At 61.5% G+C, this 21,312-nt stretch carries 16 protein-coding genes; 4 read left to right on the top strand and 12 right to left on the bottom strand.

Annotated features, from left to right (window positions below; all coding sequences use genetic code 11):
- Nucleotides 1–199: 199 nt before the first annotated feature.
- The 10 genes from E3Z29_RS25250 to E3Z29_RS25205 form a co-directional block, all read right to left on the bottom strand.
- Nucleotides 200–3,226, bottom strand: coding sequence for a multidrug efflux RND transporter permease subunit (locus tag E3Z29_RS25250; RefSeq protein WP_098965342.1), 3,027 nt, complete (start codon nucleotides 3,224–3,226; stop codon nucleotides 200–202).
- 13 nt (nucleotides 3,227–3,239) lie between these two features.
- A complete protein-coding gene (locus E3Z29_RS25245; protein WP_096795128.1) occupies nucleotides 3,240–4,388 on the bottom strand; it encodes an efflux RND transporter periplasmic adaptor subunit in 1,149 nt (382 codons plus the stop codon).
- 282 nt (nucleotides 4,389–4,670) lie between these two features.
- The gene (locus E3Z29_RS25240) at nucleotides 4,671–5,771 is read right to left on the bottom strand and encodes a DUF1513 domain-containing protein (protein ID WP_134787219.1); all 1,101 of its coding nucleotides are present in this window, start codon (nucleotides 5,769–5,771) and stop codon (nucleotides 4,671–4,673) included.
- Between the two features lie 14 nt (nucleotides 5,772–5,785).
- Nucleotides 5,786–6,850: an imelysin family protein gene (locus E3Z29_RS25235; RefSeq protein WP_134787218.1), complete on the bottom strand. Its 1,065-nt coding sequence runs from the start codon at nucleotides 6,848–6,850 to the stop codon at nucleotides 5,786–5,788.
- Nucleotides 6,851–6,876: 26 nt separating this feature from the next.
- The gene (locus E3Z29_RS25230) at nucleotides 6,877–8,304 is read right to left on the bottom strand and encodes a di-heme oxidoredictase family protein (protein ID WP_134787217.1); all 1,428 of its coding nucleotides are present in this window, start codon (nucleotides 8,302–8,304) and stop codon (nucleotides 6,877–6,879) included.
- A 276-nt stretch (nucleotides 8,305–8,580) separates the two neighbouring features.
- Nucleotides 8,581–9,924: an imelysin family protein gene (locus tag E3Z29_RS25225; RefSeq protein ID WP_134787216.1), complete on the bottom strand. Its 1,344-nt coding sequence runs from the start codon at nucleotides 9,922–9,924 to the stop codon at nucleotides 8,581–8,583.
- 139 nt (nucleotides 9,925–10,063) lie between these two features.
- Nucleotides 10,064–12,115, bottom strand: coding sequence for a bifunctional diguanylate cyclase/phosphodiesterase (locus tag E3Z29_RS25220; RefSeq protein ID WP_096795124.1), 2,052 nt, complete (start codon nucleotides 12,113–12,115; stop codon nucleotides 10,064–10,066).
- A gap of 320 nt (nucleotides 12,116–12,435) precedes the next feature.
- Nucleotides 12,436–13,032, bottom strand: a complete 597-nt coding sequence (locus E3Z29_RS25215) for a superoxide dismutase (protein WP_003227660.1) — start codon at nucleotides 13,030–13,032, stop codon at nucleotides 12,436–12,438.
- A gap of 176 nt (nucleotides 13,033–13,208) precedes the next feature.
- The gene (locus E3Z29_RS25210; protein WP_134787215.1) at nucleotides 13,209–13,811 is read right to left on the bottom strand and encodes a LysE/ArgO family amino acid transporter; all 603 of its coding nucleotides are present in this window, start codon (nucleotides 13,809–13,811) and stop codon (nucleotides 13,209–13,211) included.
- Nucleotides 13,812–13,816: 5 nt separating this feature from the next.
- Entirely contained in the window at nucleotides 13,817–14,218 is a 402-nt protein-coding gene (locus tag E3Z29_RS25205) for an ACT domain-containing protein (RefSeq protein ID WP_098965335.1), read from the bottom strand.
- 96 nt (nucleotides 14,219–14,314) lie between these two features.
- Here E3Z29_RS25205 and E3Z29_RS25200 point away from each other — a divergent pair, with 96 nt between their 5' ends.
- From E3Z29_RS25200 to E3Z29_RS25185, 4 genes are all read left to right on the top strand, one after another.
- On the top strand, nucleotides 14,315–15,208 hold the full coding sequence (locus E3Z29_RS25200; protein ID WP_095136979.1) for a LysR family transcriptional regulator ArgP: 894 nt from the start codon (nucleotides 14,315–14,317) through the stop codon (nucleotides 15,206–15,208).
- Between the two features lie 53 nt (nucleotides 15,209–15,261).
- Complete coding sequence (locus E3Z29_RS25195; RefSeq protein ID WP_134787214.1) at nucleotides 15,262–16,254, top strand: NAD(P)-dependent oxidoreductase; 993 nt, start codon at nucleotides 15,262–15,264, stop codon at nucleotides 16,252–16,254.
- A gap of 116 nt (nucleotides 16,255–16,370) precedes the next feature.
- Entirely contained in the window at nucleotides 16,371–17,225 is an 855-nt protein-coding gene (locus E3Z29_RS25190; protein WP_097086018.1) for an ATPase, read from the top strand.
- Between the two features lie 230 nt (nucleotides 17,226–17,455).
- Nucleotides 17,456–18,304 carry a cache domain-containing protein gene (locus E3Z29_RS25185; protein WP_096795121.1) on the top strand — a complete coding sequence of 283 codons (849 nt, stop codon included), beginning with the start codon at nucleotides 17,456–17,458 and terminating at the stop codon, nucleotides 18,302–18,304.
- A 123-nt stretch (nucleotides 18,305–18,427) separates the two neighbouring features.
- Here the strand turns inward: E3Z29_RS25185 and E3Z29_RS25180 are convergent, their stop codons facing one another.
- Nucleotides 18,428–19,945, bottom strand: a complete 1,518-nt coding sequence (locus tag E3Z29_RS25180; RefSeq protein ID WP_134787213.1) for an MDR family MFS transporter — start codon at nucleotides 19,943–19,945, stop codon at nucleotides 18,428–18,430.
- 79 nt (nucleotides 19,946–20,024) lie between these two features.
- Nucleotides 20,025–21,218, bottom strand: coding sequence for a 4-hydroxybenzoate 3-monooxygenase (gene pobA, locus E3Z29_RS25175; RefSeq protein ID WP_134787212.1), 1,194 nt, complete (start codon nucleotides 21,216–21,218; stop codon nucleotides 20,025–20,027).
- Between the last annotated feature and the right edge of the window lie 94 nt (nucleotides 21,219–21,312).

The raw sequence follows: 21,312 nt of genomic DNA, 5'->3' as shown, positions 1-21,312 counted from the left end.
CATGGCTGTTGACTGACCTGACGCTTTCGCGAGCAAGCCCGCTGCCACAGGGGACTGTGGTGGATGAAGGATTGGGGGGGCTGGCCGCGATCAAGGGTGGGAGTGGGCTTGCTCACGAAGGGGCCGGCACATTCAGCATTGCTGTTGACTGACCTGACGCTTTCGCGAGCAAGCCCGCTCCCACAAGGGTAAATCGCTGTTATTTCGGATCGGGTTTCGCCAATAGGGTGTAGATGCACGGCAGCACAAACAGCGTAAACAGGGTGCCGATCGACATCCCCGTTGCAATCACGGTGCCGATATCGAACCGGCTCACGGCGCCCGCACCGGTCGCCAGAATCAACGGCACCATGCCGAACACCATCGCCGCCGTGGTCATCAACACCGGGCGCAAGCGGATTGCCGCCGCTTCCTCGACCGCTTCGCGCGCGGTCAGGCCCTTGTCCTTGCGCAGTTGGTTGGCGAACTCGACGATCAGGATCCCGTGCTTGCTGATCAGCCCGATCAGGGTCACCAGTCCGACCTGGGTGTAGATGTTCATGCTCGACCAGCCAAGGAACAGCGGAATCAACGCACCACAGATCGACAGCGGCACCGTCACCAGAATCACCAGCGGATCACGGAAGCTCTCGAACTGCGCCGCCAGCACCAGGAAAATGATCGCCAGCGCCAGGGCGAAGGTGACCCACAGAGCGCTGCCTTCCTGCACGTACTGGCGCGAGGCGCCGCCATAGTCGAAGGCAAACCCGGCAGGCGCTTCTTCCCGGGCGATCTGCAGCACGGTGTCGATGGCCTCGCCCATGCTGACCAACGGGAATCCGGAAATCTTCGCCGCGTTGAGTTGCTGGAACTGGTTGAGCTGGCGCGGTCGCGCCCGGTCGCTGACCTTGATCAGCGTCGACAGCGGCAGCAGCTCGCCCTGGGTGTTCTTCACGTAGTAGTTGTTCAGCCAGCCAGGGTTTTCGCGGTACGGTCGTTCGACCTGGGCAATCACTTTGTAACTGCGGCCTTCGATGGTGAAACGGTTGATTTCCGCCTCACCCAGCAGCGTCGCCAGGGTGCCGCCCAGATCCTGCATCGACACGCCCATCTGCGCGGCTTTGGCACGGTCGATATCGACGACCACTTCCGGCTTGTCGAACGCCAGATCGAGGTCGACGAAGGCGAACTTGCCCGACTCCATCGCACGTTTCTTGATCCGGTCGGCCACTTGCAGCAGCAATTCGTAGTCGTTGGCGGTATTGACCACGAATTCGAACGGCAAACCTTCACCGGTGCCAGGCAGGGAGGGCAGGTTGAAGCCGAAAATCTGCAGGCCGGGGATACTCGCCAGTTTGCCTTGGACCTCGGGCAGGATCTGCATCTGCGTGCGGCTGCGCTCGTTCCATGGCTTGAGCAGGAAGCCGCCGATGCCCGCTTGCACACCGTTGTAGCCGTTGATCTGAAACGAGGAGTAGTACTCCGGAAACTCCTTGAAGATCTTGATGAATTCGTCGGTGTAAGTGCTCAGGTAATCGAGGTTGGTCGGCTGGGGGGCCGTGGCCATCATGAAGATGATGCCCTGATCCTCGTCCGGCGCCAGTTCCGACTTGGTGAACTTGAGAAACACCGGGATCAGGCACAACACGATCACCGCGAACACCAGCACCACCGGCCGTGTGTTCAATGTGCCGTGGAGCATGCTCTGGTAGCGGCGCTTGAGACCGTCGAAAATGCGGTCGAGGCGGTGCGCCAGGCCACTGGGGTTTTCTTCGTGGCGCAACAGCAGGGCGCACATCATCGGCGACAGGGTCAGGGCAACGATCCCGGAGATCACCACGGCGCCGGCCAGGGTCAGGGCGAACTCCTTGAACAAGGCCCCGGTCAGCCCGGTGAGGAAGCCGATCGGCGCATACACCGCCGCCAGGGTGATGGTCATCGACACCACCGGCATGGCGATTTCCCGCGCACCTTCCAGCGCGGCCTCCAGCGGCGTCTTGCCTTCCTCGATATGCCGGTGGATGTTCTCCACCACCACAATCGCGTCATCCACCACCAGACCGATGGCCAGCACCATCGCCAGCAGGGTCAGGAGGTTGATCGAGTAGCCCATCATCTGCATGAAGAACATCACGCCGATCATCGACAGCGGGATGGTCACCACCGGGATCACCACCGAGCGCAACGCGCCGAGGAACAGGAACACCACCACGATCACGATCAGCACCGCTTCGAACAGGGTTTTCACCACTTCGTCGATCGAGGCCTGGATGAACTGGGTGGCATCGTAGGCAATCTCGCTCTTGAGGTTGGGCGGCAATTGCGCTTCCAGCTCCGGCATCAGCTTGCGCACTTCCCGGATCACGTCCAGCGGGTTGGCGCCCGGCGTGGCCTTGATGCCGATGTACACCGACGGCGTGCCGCCGAACGAGCTGATCGAGTCGTAGTTTTCCGCGCCCATCTCGACCCGCGCGACATCACTGAGCAGTACGCGGCTGTCGCCACTGACCTTGAGCGGGATCGTAGCGAAGGCTTCAGCGGATTTCAGTTCGGTGTTGGCGTTGATGCTGGTGACCACGTACTCGCCCTTCACCTCGCCGGCGGCGGAGAGGAAGTTGTACTGGCGCACCGCGTTGGTCACGTCGCTGGCGCTGAGGCCGAAACCGGCGAGCTTCACCGGGTCGAGCCACAGGCGCATGGCGAATACCTGATTACCGAGAATCTCCGCCTCGGCCATGCCCGGCAGGGTCGCCAGTTTCGGCTGGATCACCCGCGACAGGTAGTCGGTGATCTGCGGGTTGCTCAAGTCCTTGCTGAAGAAACTGATGTACATCAGCGCCGAGGCGTCGGCCGATTCCTTGCTCAGCACCGGGTCTTCGGCGTCCTGCGGCAGTTTGTTCTTCACCTCATTGGCCTTGGCCAGCAGTTCGGTGAACAAACGGTCGGTGTTGGACCCGATGCGTGCGTAGATCGAAATCACCGAGAAGTTCTGGCGGCTGACCGAGGTCATGTAGTCGATGCCCTCGGCACTGGCCAGGCTTTGCTGCATCGGCTGGGTGATGTAGCCCTGAATGGTCTCGGCGTTGGCCCCGGGGTAGGCGGTGGTCACCGTGATCAGGGCGTTTTCCATTTGCGGATACTGGCGCAGCGGCAGCTTGCTCCAGGCCTGGAAACCCAGCAGCACAATCAGCAGGCTGACCACGGTGGCGAGCACCGGGCGGCGGATGAACGGATCGGTAAAAGCCATGGGGATTCCTTGATCAGTCGGCGCGAGGCGGACTGTTCTGCTCGCCGAGGGTCTTGTCGTCGCTGATGGCAATGTGTGCACCGTTGTCCAGTTTGATCTGGCCGGCGGTTACCACTTGTTCGCCGCTCTGCACGCCCTTGTTGATCATCACCAGGCCATCGCGGCGCTCACCGGTCTCGATGAAGCGGCGTTCGGCGATCAGTACCGGTTGGCCCTTGTCGTCTTTTTCGACGCTGCCGTCCTCGGCCTTCTTTTGCCCGACCACGTACAGCGAGTTGCCGTAGAGGGTGTAGGTGATCGCGCTTTCCGGCACCACGATGTGTTTCTGCGGATCGGGCAGCAACACGTTGAGGCTGGCGAACATCCCCGGCAGCAATTTGCCGTCGGGGTTGGCCAGGGTCGCGCGCACCAGAATATTGCGTGTGGTGCTCTCGACAATCGGGTTGATCGCACTGATGGCGCCGGGGAAGTTCTGCCCGGGATAGGCCGCGACACCAATCTGCACCGGTTGCCCGATGGCCAGTTTTGGCACCGATTGCTCGGGCACATAGAAGTCGGCGTAGAGGCTGCTCAGATCCTGCAGGGTGGCGATTTTGCTGCCGCTGGCGAGGTAGTCGCCGACATCCACCTGACGGATGCCGATGGTGCCGCTGAATGGCGCAAGGATGCGTTTTTTCGCCAGCGAAGCGTTGAGCTGATTGACCGTGGCCTTGTTCTTTTGCAACACGGCGGAGAGACGGTCGTACTCGCCTTTGGAGATCGCGCGGCTGTCGACCAGTTGGCTGCCGCGACCGAAATCCAGTTGCGCCAGTCCCAGGTCAGCCTTAGCGGTTTCCAGCAGGGCGGTCTCGACCGCGCTGTCGAGCTGCAGCAGCGGTTGCCCGGCCTTGACCTTCTGTCCGGATTCGAACTTGAGTTCGGTGACGGTGCCGGCGACTTCCAGACTCAGCTCGACGCCTTGCAAGGCCTTCAGCGAGCCGACGGTGGGCAAACGCATCTGCCACGGCTGTTCGCTGGCGCGGGCCACGGCGACGCTGATCGGCGGTTTTGGTTTGGAGAAGCCCTGGATCATGGTGTAGATCGAAAAGGCTTTGTACCCGCCCAATACCAGGACGACCAGCAAGACAACACCCAACATGATCAGCATGCGGCGACGCAGCATATTTCCAGTTCCTTGGATAAATCAGGTGAGACAGGCGGGCACATTACTCCGAGTCAGGTGGGGATTCCAACTGGCAGTTATTACAGTGAGGACGGAGTGAGGAAGTCTAAACACTGAACCTGTGGTGAGGGGATTCATCCCCGATGGGTGGCGAAGCCGCCCCAAAACCTGAAACCGCGGTCTGTCAATTGAACCGTGTGCGATGGTTTTGCGACTGCTGCGCAGCCGATCGGGGATAAATCCCCTCGCCACAGGTTATGAGTCGTACTCAGAACAGGTGGGTTATGCGATCAAGTGCAGATGGTTGTCCCAGAGCCCCGCCGGCAATTCCAGCGGTTTGGCCAGCAGCTCATCCTGGCGGCAATCGTAGTAGCGGCAACGGCCCTGACCCGAGGTCACGACGAAGCCGCCCTTCACCGCACCAACACCGGCGCAATCGGGCAGCGGCGCGTCGAGACGCACTTCGCCGCTGTCCAGGTCCCAGATGAAGAAGCGATTGCCACGCGGCGCGGTCAGCGCCACCAGCCGCAGATCGCTGTGCACTGCGACGCTGGCGGTGTAATGCCCCATCGACTGCAACTGATGCTCTGGCACCGGGAATGCCACGAAGGGCTGGCCCGGACGCTTGATCGCCAACAGCTCGGAACGCTCATGCGAGGCGCCCATGAACTGCTGGCCGGCGACGATGGTGCCGTCGCTGGCAATGCCCAGGTGACGCACGCTGTTCATCTGCTGGGAAAGGGTTTCCTTGCTCAGCAGGGTGCCATCGCGCTGCATCAGCACCAGGCTCGGTTCCATGGCGTTGAGGTTCATGTCCACGCGGCTTTCGGCCTCGGTGCGGATCCCGCCGTTGGCCACCACCAGGGTTTCGCCATCGGGCATCCACGACACCTGATGCGGGCCGAGGCCATGGGTGGAAATCTCGCCGCTGTGCACCAGCCGCTCGCCTTGGAACTTGTACACCCCGAGCAGGCCACGCCCCGGATCCGTGGTGTCGTTCTCGGTGGCGTACAGGTATTCGCCGTCCTTGTGCACCACGGCGTGACCGTAGAAATGCCGGTTCGGCTGCGAGGTCACGGTTTGCAGCAACGTCCCGTCGCGCAGATCGATCAGGTAGCTCTCGGTGCCCGGGCGGCGGGCGACGAACAGCGCGATCGGCAGCGTCGGGTGGTTGATGATGTCGTGGCAGCGCTGGCCGACCTCGGTGGCGAACACCCGAGTACCGTCCAGCCGATAACCGACGGCGTAATGCTTGCCGTCGGTGTCGTCGCGCGCCGAGAGCAACAACGGGCTCTGATCCTTGCGCTTGAACAGCGTCCAGCCGCCCAGTGTCACTGCTCCCAGCAGCAAACTACCTAAAGTCAGAGCCTGGCGTCGCAGCATGGCACTTGCCCTCATCAGTCACCGTCGTTGGCGTTGAAGCCCAGTTGGATGCCCAGCGCCTTGGCCAGTTCGCCTTCGTGCAGGCGATGGACGACGTTGAGGCTGTCGTAGAGATCGTTGAGTTGTTGACGACCTGCGTCGTCCTGAAGCATTTCGGTCAGCGAGCGCTGGCTGCTGTCGAACAGTTTCAGCGACGCGGCGTAGGCGGCGTCGATCTTGTCCGCCAGGGGCTTCTGCTCGGCCGGCAGCAGACCGCGCAGGCCTTTGTTGTCGACGCCTTCCCAGACGGTTTTGGCTGCAGCCAGACTGGCTTCCAGCGCGGTCAGCGACGACTGGCTGCGCCACGCATCGGCCTGGAACGGCTGCGGCACGCCCTTGCTCTGACGGCCCATCGGCGTACCGAGTTTTTTCTTCAGGGTGTCGAGGGCGGTGACCTGCACACGCAGCAGATCGGCGATCGCTTCGTGAGAGTCGGCGTAGCGCTGGTTAGGGAATTTGCTCATCTGCGCGAGCATGCCGTCGGTGTTGTTCCAGCTCTGCAGAATCTCTTCGGCCAGTTGCTTCTGACGCTCGCCGATGGCGATCAGCAGCGGGCAGTATTTGGCCTTCTGATCAGCATTGGCGACGTCTGGCTTTTCGTCGAACAGGATGTATTCGTAAGCCGACAGACCCTGCACCACGACGCTGGATTTGGCCAGGGCGGCGGCGTCGATTTGCGGCTGGGCGACGACCAGTTGCTCGACCTGACGGCCGACGAGGTTTTTCTTGTCCGGCCAGAACTGCACCTGCCACGAACGGTTGCCCTCGGCCAATGGGCCGATCAGCAGCGGTTGCAGCTCGGCCCAGGCTTTCTGCGCGTGCAGGAAGTCGGCGCGAGCGGTTTCCAGGGTTTCCTTGCCCTGGCAGTAGGCGAGGGCGCTGACGGCCAGTTGCTTGTCGGCTTCGACCCAACGGGTGTAGGTCGGCAGGATCACCGATTTGGCGATGGCCGCCGACGTGACTGCTTGCGGGTCCTGCGGCGAGCAGGCGCCGAGGGCGAGTGCGGCAAGGCTGGTGAACAACAACTTGGGACGGAACATGTCGGGCTCCCGATTCTTTTAAGTGTTTAAAGTGAGTTCAAGAACGCCAGCAGCGCAGCACGCTGCTCGGCGTTGAAAGACAAAACCTGTTGCTGCGCCTGCTGCGCTTCGCCGCCATGCCAGAGCACGGCTTCGAGCAGGTTGCGGGCGCGGCCGTCATGCAGAAACTGGGTGTGACCACTGACTGCCTGCGTCAGGCCAATGCCCCACAACGGCGGGGTGCGCCAGTCGCGGCCGGAGGCCTGGAATTCAGTGCGGTTGTCGGCCAGACCGTCGCCCATGTCATGCAGCAGCAGATCGCTGTACGGGCGAATCACTTGATTGGCCAGTTCAGGTTCGGCGGCGTTGGCGGCGGTGGTGTATTTCGGCGTGTGGCAGGACTGGCAACCGGCCTGGAAGAACAGATTCTTGCCAGCCAGCACTTGTTGGTCGTTGACGCCACGACGTGCCGGCACTGCGAGGTTGCGTGTGTAGAACAGCACCAGACGCAGGATGTTGTCGCTGACTTCCGGCTCGCCGTCCGGGCCATTGCCGTTCGGCGCCTGCTTGCACGCGGTTTGCGCGTCGGTGCAGTCATCGAAGGGTCTCAGGCTGGTGGTGAGGCCCATGTCTCCGGAAAACGCGTGGACATTCTGCTGATTGAGATTCGGTTGCCCGGCTTTCCAGCCAAAACGGCCGGCCACGGTTTTCTGTAACTCATCGTCCCAGACCCGATTTACGCGACCCTTAATGCCGTTGTTCTCTTTGGCTTGCGCCGCAGCGTTGGCGAGGATCGCTGCTTCGGGGATCGCTTCGAGCAGGCCGAGGCCGATCATCGGCGGTGCGACGCGGGCCGAGAAACGCGTGTCCGGGTGCATCGGGCCGTAGCCCAACTGAGTGAATTGCAGAACCGGTTTGCGCAGCTCGACTTCGGTGCCGTCCTTGAAACGGATCGGCACCGGGGTGTACTCGACGCGCACCTTGCCTTCCGGGGTGACCCCGGGCACGGCCATGTCCTGGAACTGGCCGCCGTAGACCGGCTCGGGCACCACGCCGACTTGCTCGATGACTTTGGCATAGGCCGGCGAATCGGGAATCGACAGACGCACCAGCATCGACACCGCGTTCGCCGCATCCGGCGTTGGCGGGTGTCCACGACCATCCTTGATGTGGCAGTTCTGGCAGGCGTTGGTGTTGAACAGCGGGCCGAGGCCATCGCGCGCGGTGGTGGTCGACGGGGCGATCACCCACGGACTGCGGAAGAAGCTGTTGCCGACACTGAAGTCGACCCGGCGCGACGGCGGCAGATTGGCCGAAGGCAGGGAGAACGCATTCTGATCGGTCTTGCGCACAGTCGCCGCTCCGCCCGAACGCGCTTCACCCGGCTCAGCCTTGGTAAAACGCGGGGCGTCATCGCAGGCACTCAGGCCCAGGGCCAGAAACAGTGCGGACAAGCGAAGCGGCGGCGAGGGCATCAGACATCCTGCGGACGGGCGAAAACAAAGGCGCAAAGTCTAACAGGGCGAGTGAGTTTGAATAAGAGGAATTATCGTTTGCTTGATATGGCGCAGTGATTTGGAGAAACGCAGTCCCCCTGTGGGAGCGGGCTTGCTCGCGAAAGCGGTGTGTCAGTCAATTCATCTGTGTCTGCCCCAGCGCTTTCGCGAGCAAGCCCGCTCCCACAGGGTTTTGTGTACGGCAGGCATGAAAAAGGCGACCCGCAGGTCGCCTTCTTGTGCAGCCAGCGTTGATCAGAACTCGTGATCAGCGTTGTCCGGGTTCAGGTCGCTGATGCCCAGTTTGCCGGCAGCGGCTTCGATCGAACCGGTCTGCTTGACCAGCGCAGCGATGGCGTCACGCACGATCTGGTTGCCGGCGGTGTTGCCCGCAGCGATCAACTGGTCGTAGTGCTCACCCTTGTTGGCGTGATCGACCATGACCTGGATTTTCGCTTCGGTAGCGGCCAGATCGGCTTTCAGCGCGGTGTCGGCAGCCGGGTCGGCCTTGGCCACCAGCGACGACAGGCTGGCACCGGTCATTTTGGTGCCGTCGGTGCGGGTGTATTCACCCAGGTACACGTTACGAATGCCTTTGGCATCGTAGAAGTGCGAGTTGTGGGTGTTGTCGCTGAAGCAATCCTGTTCGTCTTCCGGGGAGTTGGCCTCCAGGGAAACCTTCATGCGCTCGCCCGCCAGTTCGCCCAGGGACAGGCTGCCCATGCCGAACAGCATTTTGCGCAGGCCGCTTTCAGCCGGCTCGGCTTCCAGAGTGGCGCGGTAGTTGTCAGCCACGTTCGGCTTCCAGTTGCCGACCATTTCTTCCAGGTCGCTGACCAGCAGTTGGGTCACGGCTTTGAGATAGGCACGGCGACGATCATTGTGACCGCCGGTGGCGCCAGCGCCTTCCAGGTAGTCCGACGCCGGACGGTTGCCGGCGCCCGGGCCGGTGCCGTTCAGATCCTGGCCCCAGAGCAGGAATTCGATCGCGTGGTAGCCGGTGGCGACGTTGGCTTCGGAACCGCCCAGCTCGTTGAGGCTGGCGAGTTTTTCCGGGGTGATGTCTTTCACATCGACCTTGTCTTCGCCGACCTGCACTTCAGTGTTGGCGATGATGTTGGCGGTGGCGCCCGGGTTGCCCAGCGCATGCTCGTAGGATTTGTCGACATAGTCGATCAGGCCTTCGTCCAGCGGCCAGGCGTTCACCTGACCTTCCCAGTCGTCGATGATGGTGTTGCCGAAGCGGAACACTTCGCTCTGCAGGTAAGGCACGCGCGCAGCGACCCAGGCAGCCTTGGCGGCTTTCAGGGTATCGGCGTTCGGCTTGGCGAGGAACGCGTCGACGGCAGTTTGCAGGGTTTTCGCAGTGGATTCGGCATCGCTGTAAACGGCGAAGACCATGTCGGCGTAGTGCGCGACCACAGCCTTGGCGGCGGCTTCATCGACTTTACCGGCAGCGGCAGGTGCTGGAGCGGCGGCGGTGCTGGCGGCCGGCGTCGGCGCGGCCGGGGCGGCAGCCTTGTCTTTGCCTTCGCCGCAACCGGCGAGAGAAATAGCGATGGCCAGCAGACTGGCGGTAGCCAGAGGCATACGAATCATGGCGAACATCCTGCTTCGGTAATGGAATGGACAGGGCGCGGGGGTGCGCAAAGCTGCGACATAATGCAAATCTTTCGCATTATGTGTAAAGGGCTGTGGCTGGAAATATTTCTTATTTAGCCGGTTGTTATGCGCGGCATCAAAGGATCGCCGCGTTGCTACGCTGCGCCTGTTTGAGGTAGGCAGTCAGCTCCCGGGCAGGCAGCGGCTTGCTGTAGTGGTAGCCCTGACCTTCGTGGCAGCCTTCGGAGATGATGTAGGACTCCTGCTCGGCGGTTTCCACGCCTTCGGCGATCACCTGCATGCCCAGGCTCTTGCCCAGCTGGATGATCGCGCGAACGATGGTCGCATCATCGTCGTCATCCAGCAGATCCTGGACGAAGCTCTTGTCGATCTTGATCTTGTCCAGCGGCAGGCTTTTCAGGTAACTCAGCGATGAGTAGCCGGTGCCGAAGTCGTCGATGGCGATCAGCGCGCCGGAGCGGCGCAGGCTCAGCAGATGCTGGGCGGCGGTGCTGATGTCTTCCATCAGGCCGGTTTCGGTGACTTCCAGCTCCAGGCTGCGCGGCGGCAGGCGGTAGATCTGCAGCAGGTTGTTGACCACCCGCGGCAACTCGGCGTGGTGCAGTTGCACGGTGGACAGGTTGACCGCCATGCGCAGATCGACGAAGCCCTGATCGTGCCATTCGCGCAATTGCTTGCAGGCCTGATCCAGCACCCATTCGCCGATGGCGATGATCGTGCCGTTCTGTTCGGCCAGCGGAATGAACAGGTCCGGCGGCACCAGACCGTGTTCCGGATGCTGCCAGCGAATCAGCGCTTCTACCCCGACCACGCGGTGATCGCGGTAGCTGATCTGCGGCTGATAGACGAGGTAGAACTGGTCGCGAATCAGTGCGTCGCGCAGGTCTTTTTCCAGTTCGCGACGCCGGCGCATCTCGCTGTCGACACTGGCGATGTAGAACTGATAGCGGTTGCGCGAGCGGGTCTTGGCCAGCGTCATGGTCTGCTCGGCCTTCTGCAACAGCTTCTCGGTGCTGTCGCCGTCCTCGGGGAACAGGGTGATGCCGATGGTCGCGCGCAGGCGGATTTCCTGATGGTCGAGGGCGAACGCCGCTTCCAGATCATCGAGGATGCTCTGCGCCAGCTCTGCCGCTTCATAAGGTTGTTCGATATCGGCCTGCACCAGCGCGAACTGGTCGCCACCCAGACGGGCGAGGGCGCCGAGGCGACCGCTGTGGGCGCGCAGGCGGTCGGCCAGCGCCAGCAGCAACTGGTCGCCGGTCTGGTAGCTGAACTGCTCGTTGATCCCTTTGAAATCATCCAGCCCCACGCACAACACTGCGACCCGGCGTTGCAGCTTGCCGGCGTCGACCAGAATCTTGTCCAGTTGCTGCTGCAATTGCTGGCGGTTCGGCAGGCCGGTGAGGAAGTCGTACTGGGCCATGCGCAACAGGCTGTTTTCCGCTTCGTGGCGCAGGTGCGTGTTGCGTTCTATCGATTCGAGCAACTGGTTGGCGGTGTTGATCCAGATGCCGAGTTCATTCTTTTCGTGACCCTTGAGCTGCGGAATCTTGTGCTCGCTGGGGCGATCGGGATTGATTTCGGTCAGGTGCTCGATGATCCGCGACAGCGGCTTGGTCAGCAGCCAGTGATAGACCAGATACAGCACCAGGCCCATGGCCAGGGCGCGCAAGACGCCGGAAATGAAAATAATCACCGAACTGACGATGAAACTCTCGCCATAGGTGGCCGTGTCGAGGGTGATGCTCAGGTCGCCGTAATACTCGCTATAGGGACCGCGACCGACCAATTGGGTGGTGAAGGTGCGTTCCTGACCGAGAATCAGGTCAGTCAGCCAGCGGCTGTTGGAGTGCTGCAACTCACGGGACTTCTGCGCGAGCATCGCTTCGTTGGGATGGCCGATGGAGGCCTGGCGCACCGCGTCGTCCTGGAACAGGCCTTCGATCACCTGCATGCCCATTTCCCGGTCCAGGCTGTAGACCGCCTGAGTCGAGGGATCACGGAACATGTCGAGGATGCGCTGAGCGTCGCCGGCCACCGCCTGGCGGGTTTTATAGGCATCGAAAACAATCTGGGCGCAGCTCAAGACCACGCCGACGATCAATGCCGAAAGGAGCACGACCCGGAGCAACTTCACCGACAAGCTGTTCTTGAGTTCCAGCTTCAAAGGGTTATTCCTTGTTCCGTGCGGGTAGCGTCAAGTTGCCATGAGTATTGGCAATCCCGTGTTGGCAGTCAAAGGGACAATCAAGCCTCGGAACATTTGCCCGTGGCCTTGGCCGAAATACTGCTGTCTGGAGTCTCAGCTCTATTTGTACTGTGTCGGTAGTTTCGGCCCTCAACTTGAGCAGTCTGGAACAAATTTTCGCTGATTTGATGGTAGCCCGCTGTGCTGCACCGGCAAGCGGCCGGAGCCATCGTTCATCGTGAAAAAAAGCAGGCATAAAAAAACCCGGCCGTAGCCGGGTTTTTTATCTGGCGCGTAGCTTAAGCGGTGAAGGTTTTGCCTTCGAACTGCTCAGCGACGAACTTCCAGTTGACCAGGTTCCAGAACGCTTCAACGTACTTCGGACGCAGGTTGCGGTAGTCGATGTAGTAAGCGTGTTCCCAGACGTCGCAGGTCAGCAGCGGGGTGTCGCCGCTGGTCAGCGGGTTGCCGGCGCCGATGGTGCTGGCCAGAGCCAGGGAACCGTCAGCCTTTTTCACCAGCCAGCCCCAGCCGGAACCGAAGGTGCCGATCGAGGTTTTGCTGAACTCTTCCTTGAACTTGTCGAACGAACCGAAAGCTGCGTTGATGGCTTCAGCCAGTGCGCCGGTTGGTTGACCGCCGGCGTTTGGCGCCAGGCAGTTCCAGTAGAAAGTGTGGTTCCAGACCTGAGCGGCGTTGTTGAAGATGCCGCCCGAGGAAGTCTTGACGATCTCTTCCAGGGTCTTGCCTTCGAACTCGGTGCCTGGCACCAGGTTGTTCAGGTTCACGACATAGGTGTTGTGGTGCTTGTCGTGGTGAAATTCCAGGGTTTCCTTGGAAATGTGCGGCTGCAGGGCATCGTGTGCGTAAGGCAGCGGCGGCAATTCGAAAGCCATGATGATTCTCCTAATCAGGTCTGTTGCGGTGAGCGCAAGGCCGATCACGGGCGGCCAGAAATGCACCGACGAGTTTTTACTCTTTGCGGCGCAGGGTTCGGATCATAGCACCGGGGTCAAGGCTTAACCACGCAACAACTGTGTGGGATAGAGGTTCCAGAGCTGTTTGGAATAAATCACTGCGCCAATATCAATTGCCCTGCCACCGTGAACATCATCACTGCCACTAGAAGATCGAGAATTCGCCAGGTACTCGGCCGAGCCAGCCACGGCGCGAGCCATGCGGCACCGAGGGCGAGGGTGAAAAACCACAGCAGCGACGCGCTCGCGGCGCCCACGACATAAGCGCCCGGCACCGACTGCTGCGCCCCCAGCGAGCCGATCAGCAACACCGTGTCCAGATAAACGTGCGGGTTGAGCAGTGTCACTGCCAGTGCGCTGAGCATCACCGCGCGCAACGAGCGTACGGTGTGGTTTTCACCCTGATCCAGACTCTGTTTCGAGAACGCCCGGCGCAGCGCCTGGCTGCCGTACCAGATCAGAAAAATTGCGCCGCCCCAGCGTGCCACCGCGAGCAATGTCGGGTTCTGTGCCAGCACGGTGGCTAGACCAAACACCCCGGCCGCCACCAGGAGCGCATCGCACGCCACACACAACGCCGCCACCGGCAGGTGATGTTCGCGGCGCAGACTCTGCGCCAGCACAAAAGCGTTCTGGGTGCCGATCGCCATGATCAGCCCCAAGGCCACCAGCAGGCCGTTCACATAGCTTTGCCACATAAGATTTACTCCGCGTTGGCTGCCAGATCGCGCAGCACGTGCATGGCGCGCTCGGCGTCGGCCTGACCGACAAACAAATGGTCGTGGTAATAACCGGCGATCACGTTGCAACTGATTCCGGCCTTGCCCAGCGCGCTGGCGAACGCGGCGGTGAGGCCAACGGCTTCGAGCGCCGAATGCACATTGAGGGTGATCCACGCCGCCACATAATCAAAAGCGAACCCGGCGTGTTCAGCCTGAGAGCGTTCGAGGATCACGGTCAGGCCTTCCTGCTCGCGGAAGCTGCCGACAATCTCCACACCGCTCGGCAACTGGCCGTCACGCAGGGTGCAGAACACGTATTCGCCGGCATTGAGCTGCGGGCTCATGCTGCGCAGCAGAGTTGTGAGTGAGGTTTCGCCAGCCATTGCCGTGTTCCTTGATAAAGAGTGCTTGCTGGCTATTCTCCGGTCGAAAGCGGTATAAGAAAAACCAATAGTGCTGATCGCTCATTAGGAAAACTGATGTTCGACTACAAATTGCTTTCCGCTCTGGCCGCTGTGGTCGAGCAGGCCGGATTCGAACGCGCCGCGCAGGTGCTGGGCTTGTCGCAATCGGCGATCTCCCAGCGGATCAAATTGCTGGAAGCGCGGGTCGGCCAACCGGTGCTGGTACGCGGCACGCCGCCATCGCCGACCGAGATTGGCCGGCGGCTGCTCAACCATGTGCAGCAGGTGCGCCTGCTCGAGCGTGACTTGCAGACCCTGGTGCCAGCGCTCGACGAAGAAGGCCTGCCGGAGCGTTTGCGCATCGCCATCAACGCCGACAGCCTCGCCACCTGGTGGGCCGAGGCCGTGGGCGATTTCTGCGCCGAGCAGCATTTATTGCTGGATCTGGTGGTGGAAGATCAGACCGTCGGCCTCAAGCGCATGCGTGCCGGGGAAGTGGCGGCGTGTGTCTGCGCCAGCGAGCGCCCGGTGGCCGGTGCGCGTAGCGTGTTGCTCGGGGCGATGCGCTATCGGGCGCTGGCCAGTCCGGCGTTTATCGAGCGGCATTTCCCCGACGGGGTGCGCGCCGAGCAGCTGCCGCGCACCCCGGCGCTGGTGTTCGGCCCGGACGATTTTCTCCAGCATCGCTACCTCGCATCGCTTGGTGTCGACGGTGGTTTCGAGCACCACTTGTGCCCGTCCTCCGAAGGTTTTGTGCGTCTGACCGAAGCCGGGTTCGGTTGGGGCCTGGTGCCGGAACTGCAAGTGCGTGATCAGCTGCAACGCGGCGTATTGCGCGAACTGTTGCCAGATAAACCGATCGATGTGCCGTTGTACTGGCATCATTGGCGCAATGGCGGTCAGCTGCTGGCCTTGCTGACCGAGCAATTGCTACGTTCTTCACCGCGCTGGCTGGTGCCCTTGGGCTGATGGTCAGCGTCAAGACAGACGTATCAGGTAAACGAAAGACATCGGAGCGTTACATGAAAATTCTGGTCACCGGCGCAAGCGGCTTCATTGGCGGACGCTTTGCGCGTTTCGCTTTGGAGCAGGGCCTGGACGTGCGGGTCAACGGTCGCCGGGCCGAAAGCGTCGAGCATCTGGTGCGCCGTGGCGCCGAGTTCGTCCCGGGCGATCTCACCGATGCGGATCTGGTGCGCGAACTCTGTGCCGACGTCGAAGCCGTGGTGCACTGCGCCGGCGCCGTCGGTTTGTGGGGGCGCTATCAGGACTTTCATCAGGGCAACGTGCAGGTCACCGAAAACGTCGTCGAAGCCTGCCTCAAGCAGCGCGTGCGGCGGCTGGTGCATCTGTCGTCGCCGTCGATCTACTTCGATGGCCGCGATCACCTCGGCCTGACCGAAGAGCAAGTGCCCAAGCGCTTCAAACATCACTACGCGGCGACCAAATACCTGGCCGAGCAGAAGGTCTTCGGCGCCCAGGAGTTCGGCCTCGAAACCATCGCCCTGCGCCCGCGTTTCGTCACCGGTGCCGGCGACATGAGCATCTTCCCGCGCCTGCTGAACATGCAGCGCAAGGGGCGTCTGGCGATCATCGGCGACGGCCTGAACAAGGTCGACTTCACCAGTGTGCAGAACCTCAACGAAGCGCTGCTCAACAGCTTGCTGGCGGCCGGTTCCGCGCTGGGCAAGGCCTACAACATCAGCAATGGCGCGCCGGTGCCTTTGTGGGATGTGGTCAATTATGTGATGCGCAAAATGGAAGTGCCGCAGGTCAGCAAATACCGTTCGTACGGTCTGGCCTACAGCGTTGCTGCGCTCAACGAAGGCGTGTGCAAACTCTGGCCGGGCCGCCCGGAGCCGACCCTGTCGCGGTTGGGCATGCAAGTCATGAAGAAAAATTTCACCCTCGACATCAGCCGCGCCCGGCATTATCTGGACTACGATCCGAAAGTCAGCCTGTGGTCGGCCCTCGACGAGTTCTGTGGCTGGTGGAAAGCTCAGGACATCCGTTGATACAAGTCGCCCGGCCGGCAATGAACCGCACTGCCGCTTGAGGGTCAATCCCTGCGGCTGCGGCGGTTATACTTCGCAGCATTTAGCCATCACCGCGTTCCACAAAGGTTGCCTCAATGTCCATGCGTAACGATGCCAACGACGATTTCGACGATGTACCGAGCCTGCGGGCCGACACCTTTGACGACGATGACATTCCGCCCAGCGCCCGCACCTCGGTGCACTCGCGCACGCCGCCGGTGGTCAAGGTCAAGGCTGCGAGCACCGGGCCGCTGTGGGCACTGGTCGGCGCGTTGTTCTTCGCCTTTATCGGTCTGGCCTGGTGGAGCTTTCAGCAGATTTCGCTGATGGAGCAGCAATTGGTCGCGACCCAGGAAAGCTTTGCACGCATCAGCGAGGAAGCGGCAGGGCGCCTGCAGGACATTTCCGGCAAAGTCGTCGCCAGCCAGAGCAACGTCAACAGTGACAGCGAAGCCTTGAAGTTGCAGATCAAACAGCTGGAAACCCAGTTGCTGGATCAGAGCAAACAGCAGCAAGGCGTGGTCGGTCAGGCCAGCGATCTGGACAAGCGTCTGGCGCAGATGACCGCGCAGACCACCGAACAACAGAACGCCAATAGCCAGTTGCAGGCTCAGGTCAAAGCCTTGAGCGCCGAACTGGCGACCCTGAAAAGCGCCCCGGCCGACACCGGCAAGGTCGATGCGCAGCTCAAGAGTTATGACGCGCAGCTGAAAAGCCTCGGCGCTGATATCACCGCGCTGAAAAAGCAAGGCAATCCGAGCGCGGCGATCGAGCGTCTGGAGCAGGAAATCGTCGTTCTCAAGAGTGAGCAGGACAACCGTCCGGCCGCTGCGCAGGGTGGCGGCAATACCGCCGAGTTCGACGCATTCCGCGGGCAGATGACCCGCAACCTCAACACCCTGCAGGCGCAGATCCAGAACCTGCAGCAGCAGATCAATGCCCGGCCATAGGGCCTGATGAACTGTAGCCAGGGACCTTTGTGGTGAGGGGATTCATCCCCGATGGGGCTGCGCAGCAGCTCCCAAACCATCAGCTCGGTGTGTCAGAAAATATGTGTTCTCTCCATCAGGGCTGCTGCGCAGCCCATCGGGGATAAATCCCCTCGCTACAGGATTCGGCGCTCCGTCCGACCCCAAGCCGTCTACGCTCTTGAAACACCAACAAGAACGAGGGATGCGTTATGGGGTTTTTGCATAAAGTGGCGTGGCTCGGGGTGATGCTTTTTGTGGGGGCAGGGCAGGTCAACGCCGCCACCGCGCAGAAGGACGACAGCAAGGCCGCCATTGCGCTGCTGGAAAAGGCGCTGGCCTATTACCACGACAATGGCGACAAGGCCTTCGCCGCGTTCAGCCGTCAGGGCGAGTTCGTCGACAAGGATCGCTACGTGTTCGTGGTCGACACCAAAGGCGTGATGCTCGCCAGCGGCGGGCCGTCCTCAGCCTTGATCGGCCGTGACGTCAGCGAAGTGCTTGCGCCGGATTTGCAGAAAGCCTTCAAGGACGCCTTGCTGGTGCCGGAAGGCAACGGCATTCAACAGGCCGAATACCGCTGGCAGAACTGGGCCGACGGCAAGGTCGAGCGCAAACATGTGTATTACCAGCGCATCGGTCAGCGGATTCTGGCCGTCGGTTATTACCTGCCGCGTGCTTCAGCCGAGCAGGCCAAGGCACTTCTCGACAAGGCTGCTACCGATCTGGGGAAAAACGAGAAGGGCACCCTGACGGCCATCAACTCGCTCAAGGGCGGTTATCTGCAGGATGACCTGTATGTGTTCGTGGTCGATCTGGACACCCAACGCTACGTTGCCCACGGCACCAACCTGCGGTTGATCAACACCGATTTCAGCAAGATCAAGGACCCGGAAGGCAAACCGGTGGGCGAGCCGATTCTGGCGCTGATCGCCAAGCAGGATGACGGCGAATACGAATACCGCTGGAAAAACCCGGTGACCGGCAAGGTCGAGGACAAGCATGCCTACCTGAAGAAGGTCGGACATTTTCTGGTGGCGGTGGGTTACTACAGCCCCTGAGTGAACTGCCTTTGTAGGAGTGAGCCTGCTCGCGATGAAGGTGTGTCATTCAACAATAATGTCGACTGACACACACCCTCATCGCGAGCAGGCTCACTCCTACAGGGGATCAAGGTGTTGCTGTTATTTGGCGCCGTGCTCGCGCCCGCGCAGCAGGTTGTTCGGCATCGCAATCGCGGCCGCCAGCCCCAGCAATGACACCGCCGTACTCACCCACAGCAAATGCCGGAACGTCACCGAAAGCTCGGCGCGCAAGGCGTTCTGGGCATCGCCCGGCGCGGCGTTCAGACCGTCGAGCAACACGTTGCCCGAATGCCCCTCGCTGATCAGCGAGTTGCTCGCCAGGTGGGCAAAACTCGAATCCTGCAACAACGCCAGCAACAGCGCCGACATCAACGCCACACCCACCGCGCCGCCCAGCGAGCGGAACAGGTTGGTGGTGCTGGTGGCGACGCCGATGTCGCGTTGCTCCACCGAGTTCTGCGTACCCACCAGTGAAGTCGGGAACTGCATGCCGCCGGCAATCCCGCTGAGCAGCATGAACAGGCTGCTGACCAGCGTCGCATCGGGTGGGCTGAACGCCATGCCGAGAATCGAGATCGGCATCAGCAGCGCGCCGGTCAGAATCTGTGGTTTGTAGCGACCGGTCACCGAAGTACGGCGTCCGGCGAAGTAAGCGCCAATCGGCAGCCCCATCGCCAGCGGCAGCAAGTGCAACGCCGCCGCATCGGCCCCGGCGCCGGTGACGCTCTGAAAGCGCAGCGGCATCAGCACGATCAGCGAGATCGCCTGAAAACTGGTGAAGAAAATCGTGCACCAGCACAGCAACGCGTTGCGGTTGGTGAACAAGTGCATCGGCAGCAGCGGCTCACGCGCCCGGCGTTCATGCCAGACGAACACAGCCAGCACCGCTACCGCACAGGCGAACAAGCCAAGCACTTCGCTGCTGCGCCACGAATGGCCCTGACCGACCTGAGTGATGGCCAGCAGCAGGGCGGTCAAACCGATGATCATCAACAGCGTGCCGAGGTAGTCGATGATCGGTTTGCGCTGCGGAATCGGCAGGCCGCGCAGGTTGCGATTGGCTACCCACCAGGCGCCCAGCCCCAGTGGCAGATTGATCAGAAACACCCAGCGCCACGACAGGTACTCGGTCATGTAGCCGCCGAGCACCGGCCCGGCGACGCTGGCCACCGCGTACATGCTGCTGAAATAACCCTGATAACGCCCGCGTTCGCGCGGCGGGACGATGTCGCCGATGATCGCCTGACTGACCGAAATCATTCCGCCGGCGCCGATGCCCTGGAGAATCCGCGCCAGCACCAGTTGTTCCATGCTTTGCGCCATGCCGCAGAACAGCGAGGCGAGGGTGAACAGGCCCATGCCGAACAGCATCAGTTTGCGTCGCCCGTACAAATCGCCGAGTTTGCCGTAGATCGGCACCGCCACGGTCATTGCCACCATGTACCCGGAAATCACCCAGGCCAGCAGGCTGACGTCCTTGAACTGTGCGGAGATGGCGGGCATCGAGACGGCGACGATGGTCTGGTCCAGCGCGCCGAGAAAAATCGCCATCATCAACGCGACCAGCACGCTGCGAATGGCCGGTTTGGGCGTTTCAGGGTGATTGAGATTGGTCACGGGCGAGCCTGCGGGCAGTGATGGACCCGCACGGCCATTGCGCGCGGGTGGATGCTCGCCAGTGTAAGTCGGTAGCAGGCTATTCGATAGCCTCGTACGGAAGTCCGACGTAATTTTCTGCAATGGTTTTTCGACCCGCTTCTGAACTGACAAAGTAGTCCAGTTCCGAGGCGCTGATCCGTTGGCTGAAATCATCGTGCTCGTCGAAGCGGTGCAGCATCGAGGTCATCCACCAGGAGAAACGTTCGGCTTTCCATACCCGGCGCAGGCAGATTTCCGAGTATTTCTCCAGCAGATCGGTGCGCCCTTCGCGATAAACCTTCAGCAGAATGTTGAACAGCGTACTGACATCGCTGGCGGCCAGGTTCAGGCCCTTGGCGCCGGTGGGCGGGACGATGTGCGCGGCATCGCCGAGGAGAAACATCCGCCCGTACTGCATCGGTTCGACGACAAAACTGCGCAGCGGCGCGATGCTTTTTTCAATCGACGGGCCAGTCACCAGTTTCTCGGCAAGCGCGGCGGGCAGACGTGTTTTCAGCTCAGCCCAAAAGCGCTCGTCGGACCAGTCGGCAACGTTCTCCTCGGCCGGCACTTGCAGGTAATAACGGGTACGGGTGGCCGAACGCATGCTGCACAGGGCGAAGCCGCGTTCGTGCCGGGCGTAGACCAGCTCATCGTGCACCGGCGGCGTGTCCGCGAGAATCCCCAGCCAGCCGAACGGATAGACCCGCTCGAAGATCTTCAGGCAGGCCTCGGGAATCGACTGCCGAGCCACGCCGTGGAAACCATCGCAACCGGCAATGTAATCGCAATCGACGCGCCAGGTTTCGCCGTCCTTTTCGAAGGTGACAAAGGCCTCGTCGCTTTTCATGCCGTGAGGAACGACATGGCTCACTTCATAAAACGACAGTGCGCCAGCCTCCCGACGAGCGGCCATCAGGTCGCGCGTGACTTCGGTCTGACCGTAAACCATGACGGTTTTGCCGCCGGTCAAAGCCTGCAGATCGATGTGTGCCAGACGCCCATCCAGTGCCAGATCGAAGCCGGCGTGCACCAGCCCTTCGGCATCCATGCGCGCGCCTACGCCGGCCTGGCGCAACAGCTCTACCATGCCTTGTTCAAGCACGCCGGCGCGAATCCGCCCGAGTACGTAATCGGGTGTCTGGCGTTCGAGAATCAGGGTGTCGATGCCGGCGTTGTGCAGCAACTGACCGAGGAGCAATCCGGACGGACCGGCGCCAATGATGGCGACTTGGGTTTTCAGCGTTTTCATTGTTTTTATGACTCGCAAGCTTCACGCGACAGGCGCCGGTGAATGATTTTTATGGATCGAGTGCTTGCATTTTTCCCTTGCGGGTCTGTCAATT

The sequence above is a fragment of the Pseudomonas sp. S150 genome (genome assembly GCF_004526365.1).
Lineage (GTDB): Bacteria > Pseudomonadota > Gammaproteobacteria > Pseudomonadales > Pseudomonadaceae > Aquipseudomonas > Aquipseudomonas putida_A.
This window is presented reverse-complemented; position numbering and strand designations above follow the sequence as displayed.

Coding starts and splice junctions, on each gene's coding strand:
- E3Z29_RS25250 (WP_098965342.1), bottom strand. CDS start 3,226: ATGGCTTTTACCGATCCGTTCATCCGCCGCCCGGTGCTCGCCACCGTG.
- E3Z29_RS25245 (WP_096795128.1), bottom strand. CDS start 4,388: ATGCTGCGTCGCCGCATGCTGATCATGTTGGGTGTTGTCTTGCTGGTC.
- E3Z29_RS25240 (WP_134787219.1), bottom strand. CDS start 5,771: ATGCTGCGACGCCAGGCTCTGACTTTAGGTAGTTTGCTGCTGGGAGCA.
- E3Z29_RS25235 (WP_134787218.1), bottom strand. CDS start 6,850: ATGTTCCGTCCCAAGTTGTTGTTCACCAGCCTTGCCGCACTCGCCCTC.
- E3Z29_RS25230 (WP_134787217.1), bottom strand. CDS start 8,304: ATGCCCTCGCCGCCGCTTCGCTTGTCCGCACTGTTTCTGGCCCTGGGC.
- E3Z29_RS25225 (WP_134787216.1), bottom strand. CDS start 9,924: ATGATTCGTATGCCTCTGGCTACCGCCAGTCTGCTGGCCATCGCTATT.
- E3Z29_RS25215 (WP_003227660.1), bottom strand. CDS start 13,032: ATGGCTTTCGAATTGCCGCCGCTGCCTTACGCACACGATGCCCTGCAG.
- E3Z29_RS25210 (WP_134787215.1), bottom strand. CDS start 13,811: ATGTGGCAAAGCTATGTGAACGGCCTGCTGGTGGCCTTGGGGCTGATC.
- E3Z29_RS25205 (WP_098965335.1), bottom strand. CDS start 14,218: ATGGCTGGCGAAACCTCACTCACAACTCTGCTGCGCAGCATGAGCCCG.
- E3Z29_RS25200 (WP_095136979.1), top strand. CDS start 14,315: ATGTTCGACTACAAATTGCTTTCCGCTCTGGCCGCTGTGGTCGAGCAG.
- E3Z29_RS25195 (WP_134787214.1), top strand. CDS start 15,262: ATGAAAATTCTGGTCACCGGCGCAAGCGGCTTCATTGGCGGACGCTTT.
- E3Z29_RS25190 (WP_097086018.1), top strand. CDS start 16,371: ATGTCCATGCGTAACGATGCCAACGACGATTTCGACGATGTACCGAGC.
- E3Z29_RS25185 (WP_096795121.1), top strand. CDS start 17,456: ATGGGGTTTTTGCATAAAGTGGCGTGGCTCGGGGTGATGCTTTTTGTG.
- pobA (WP_134787212.1), bottom strand. CDS start 21,218: ATGAAAACGCTGAAAACCCAAGTCGCCATCATTGGCGCCGGTCCGTCC.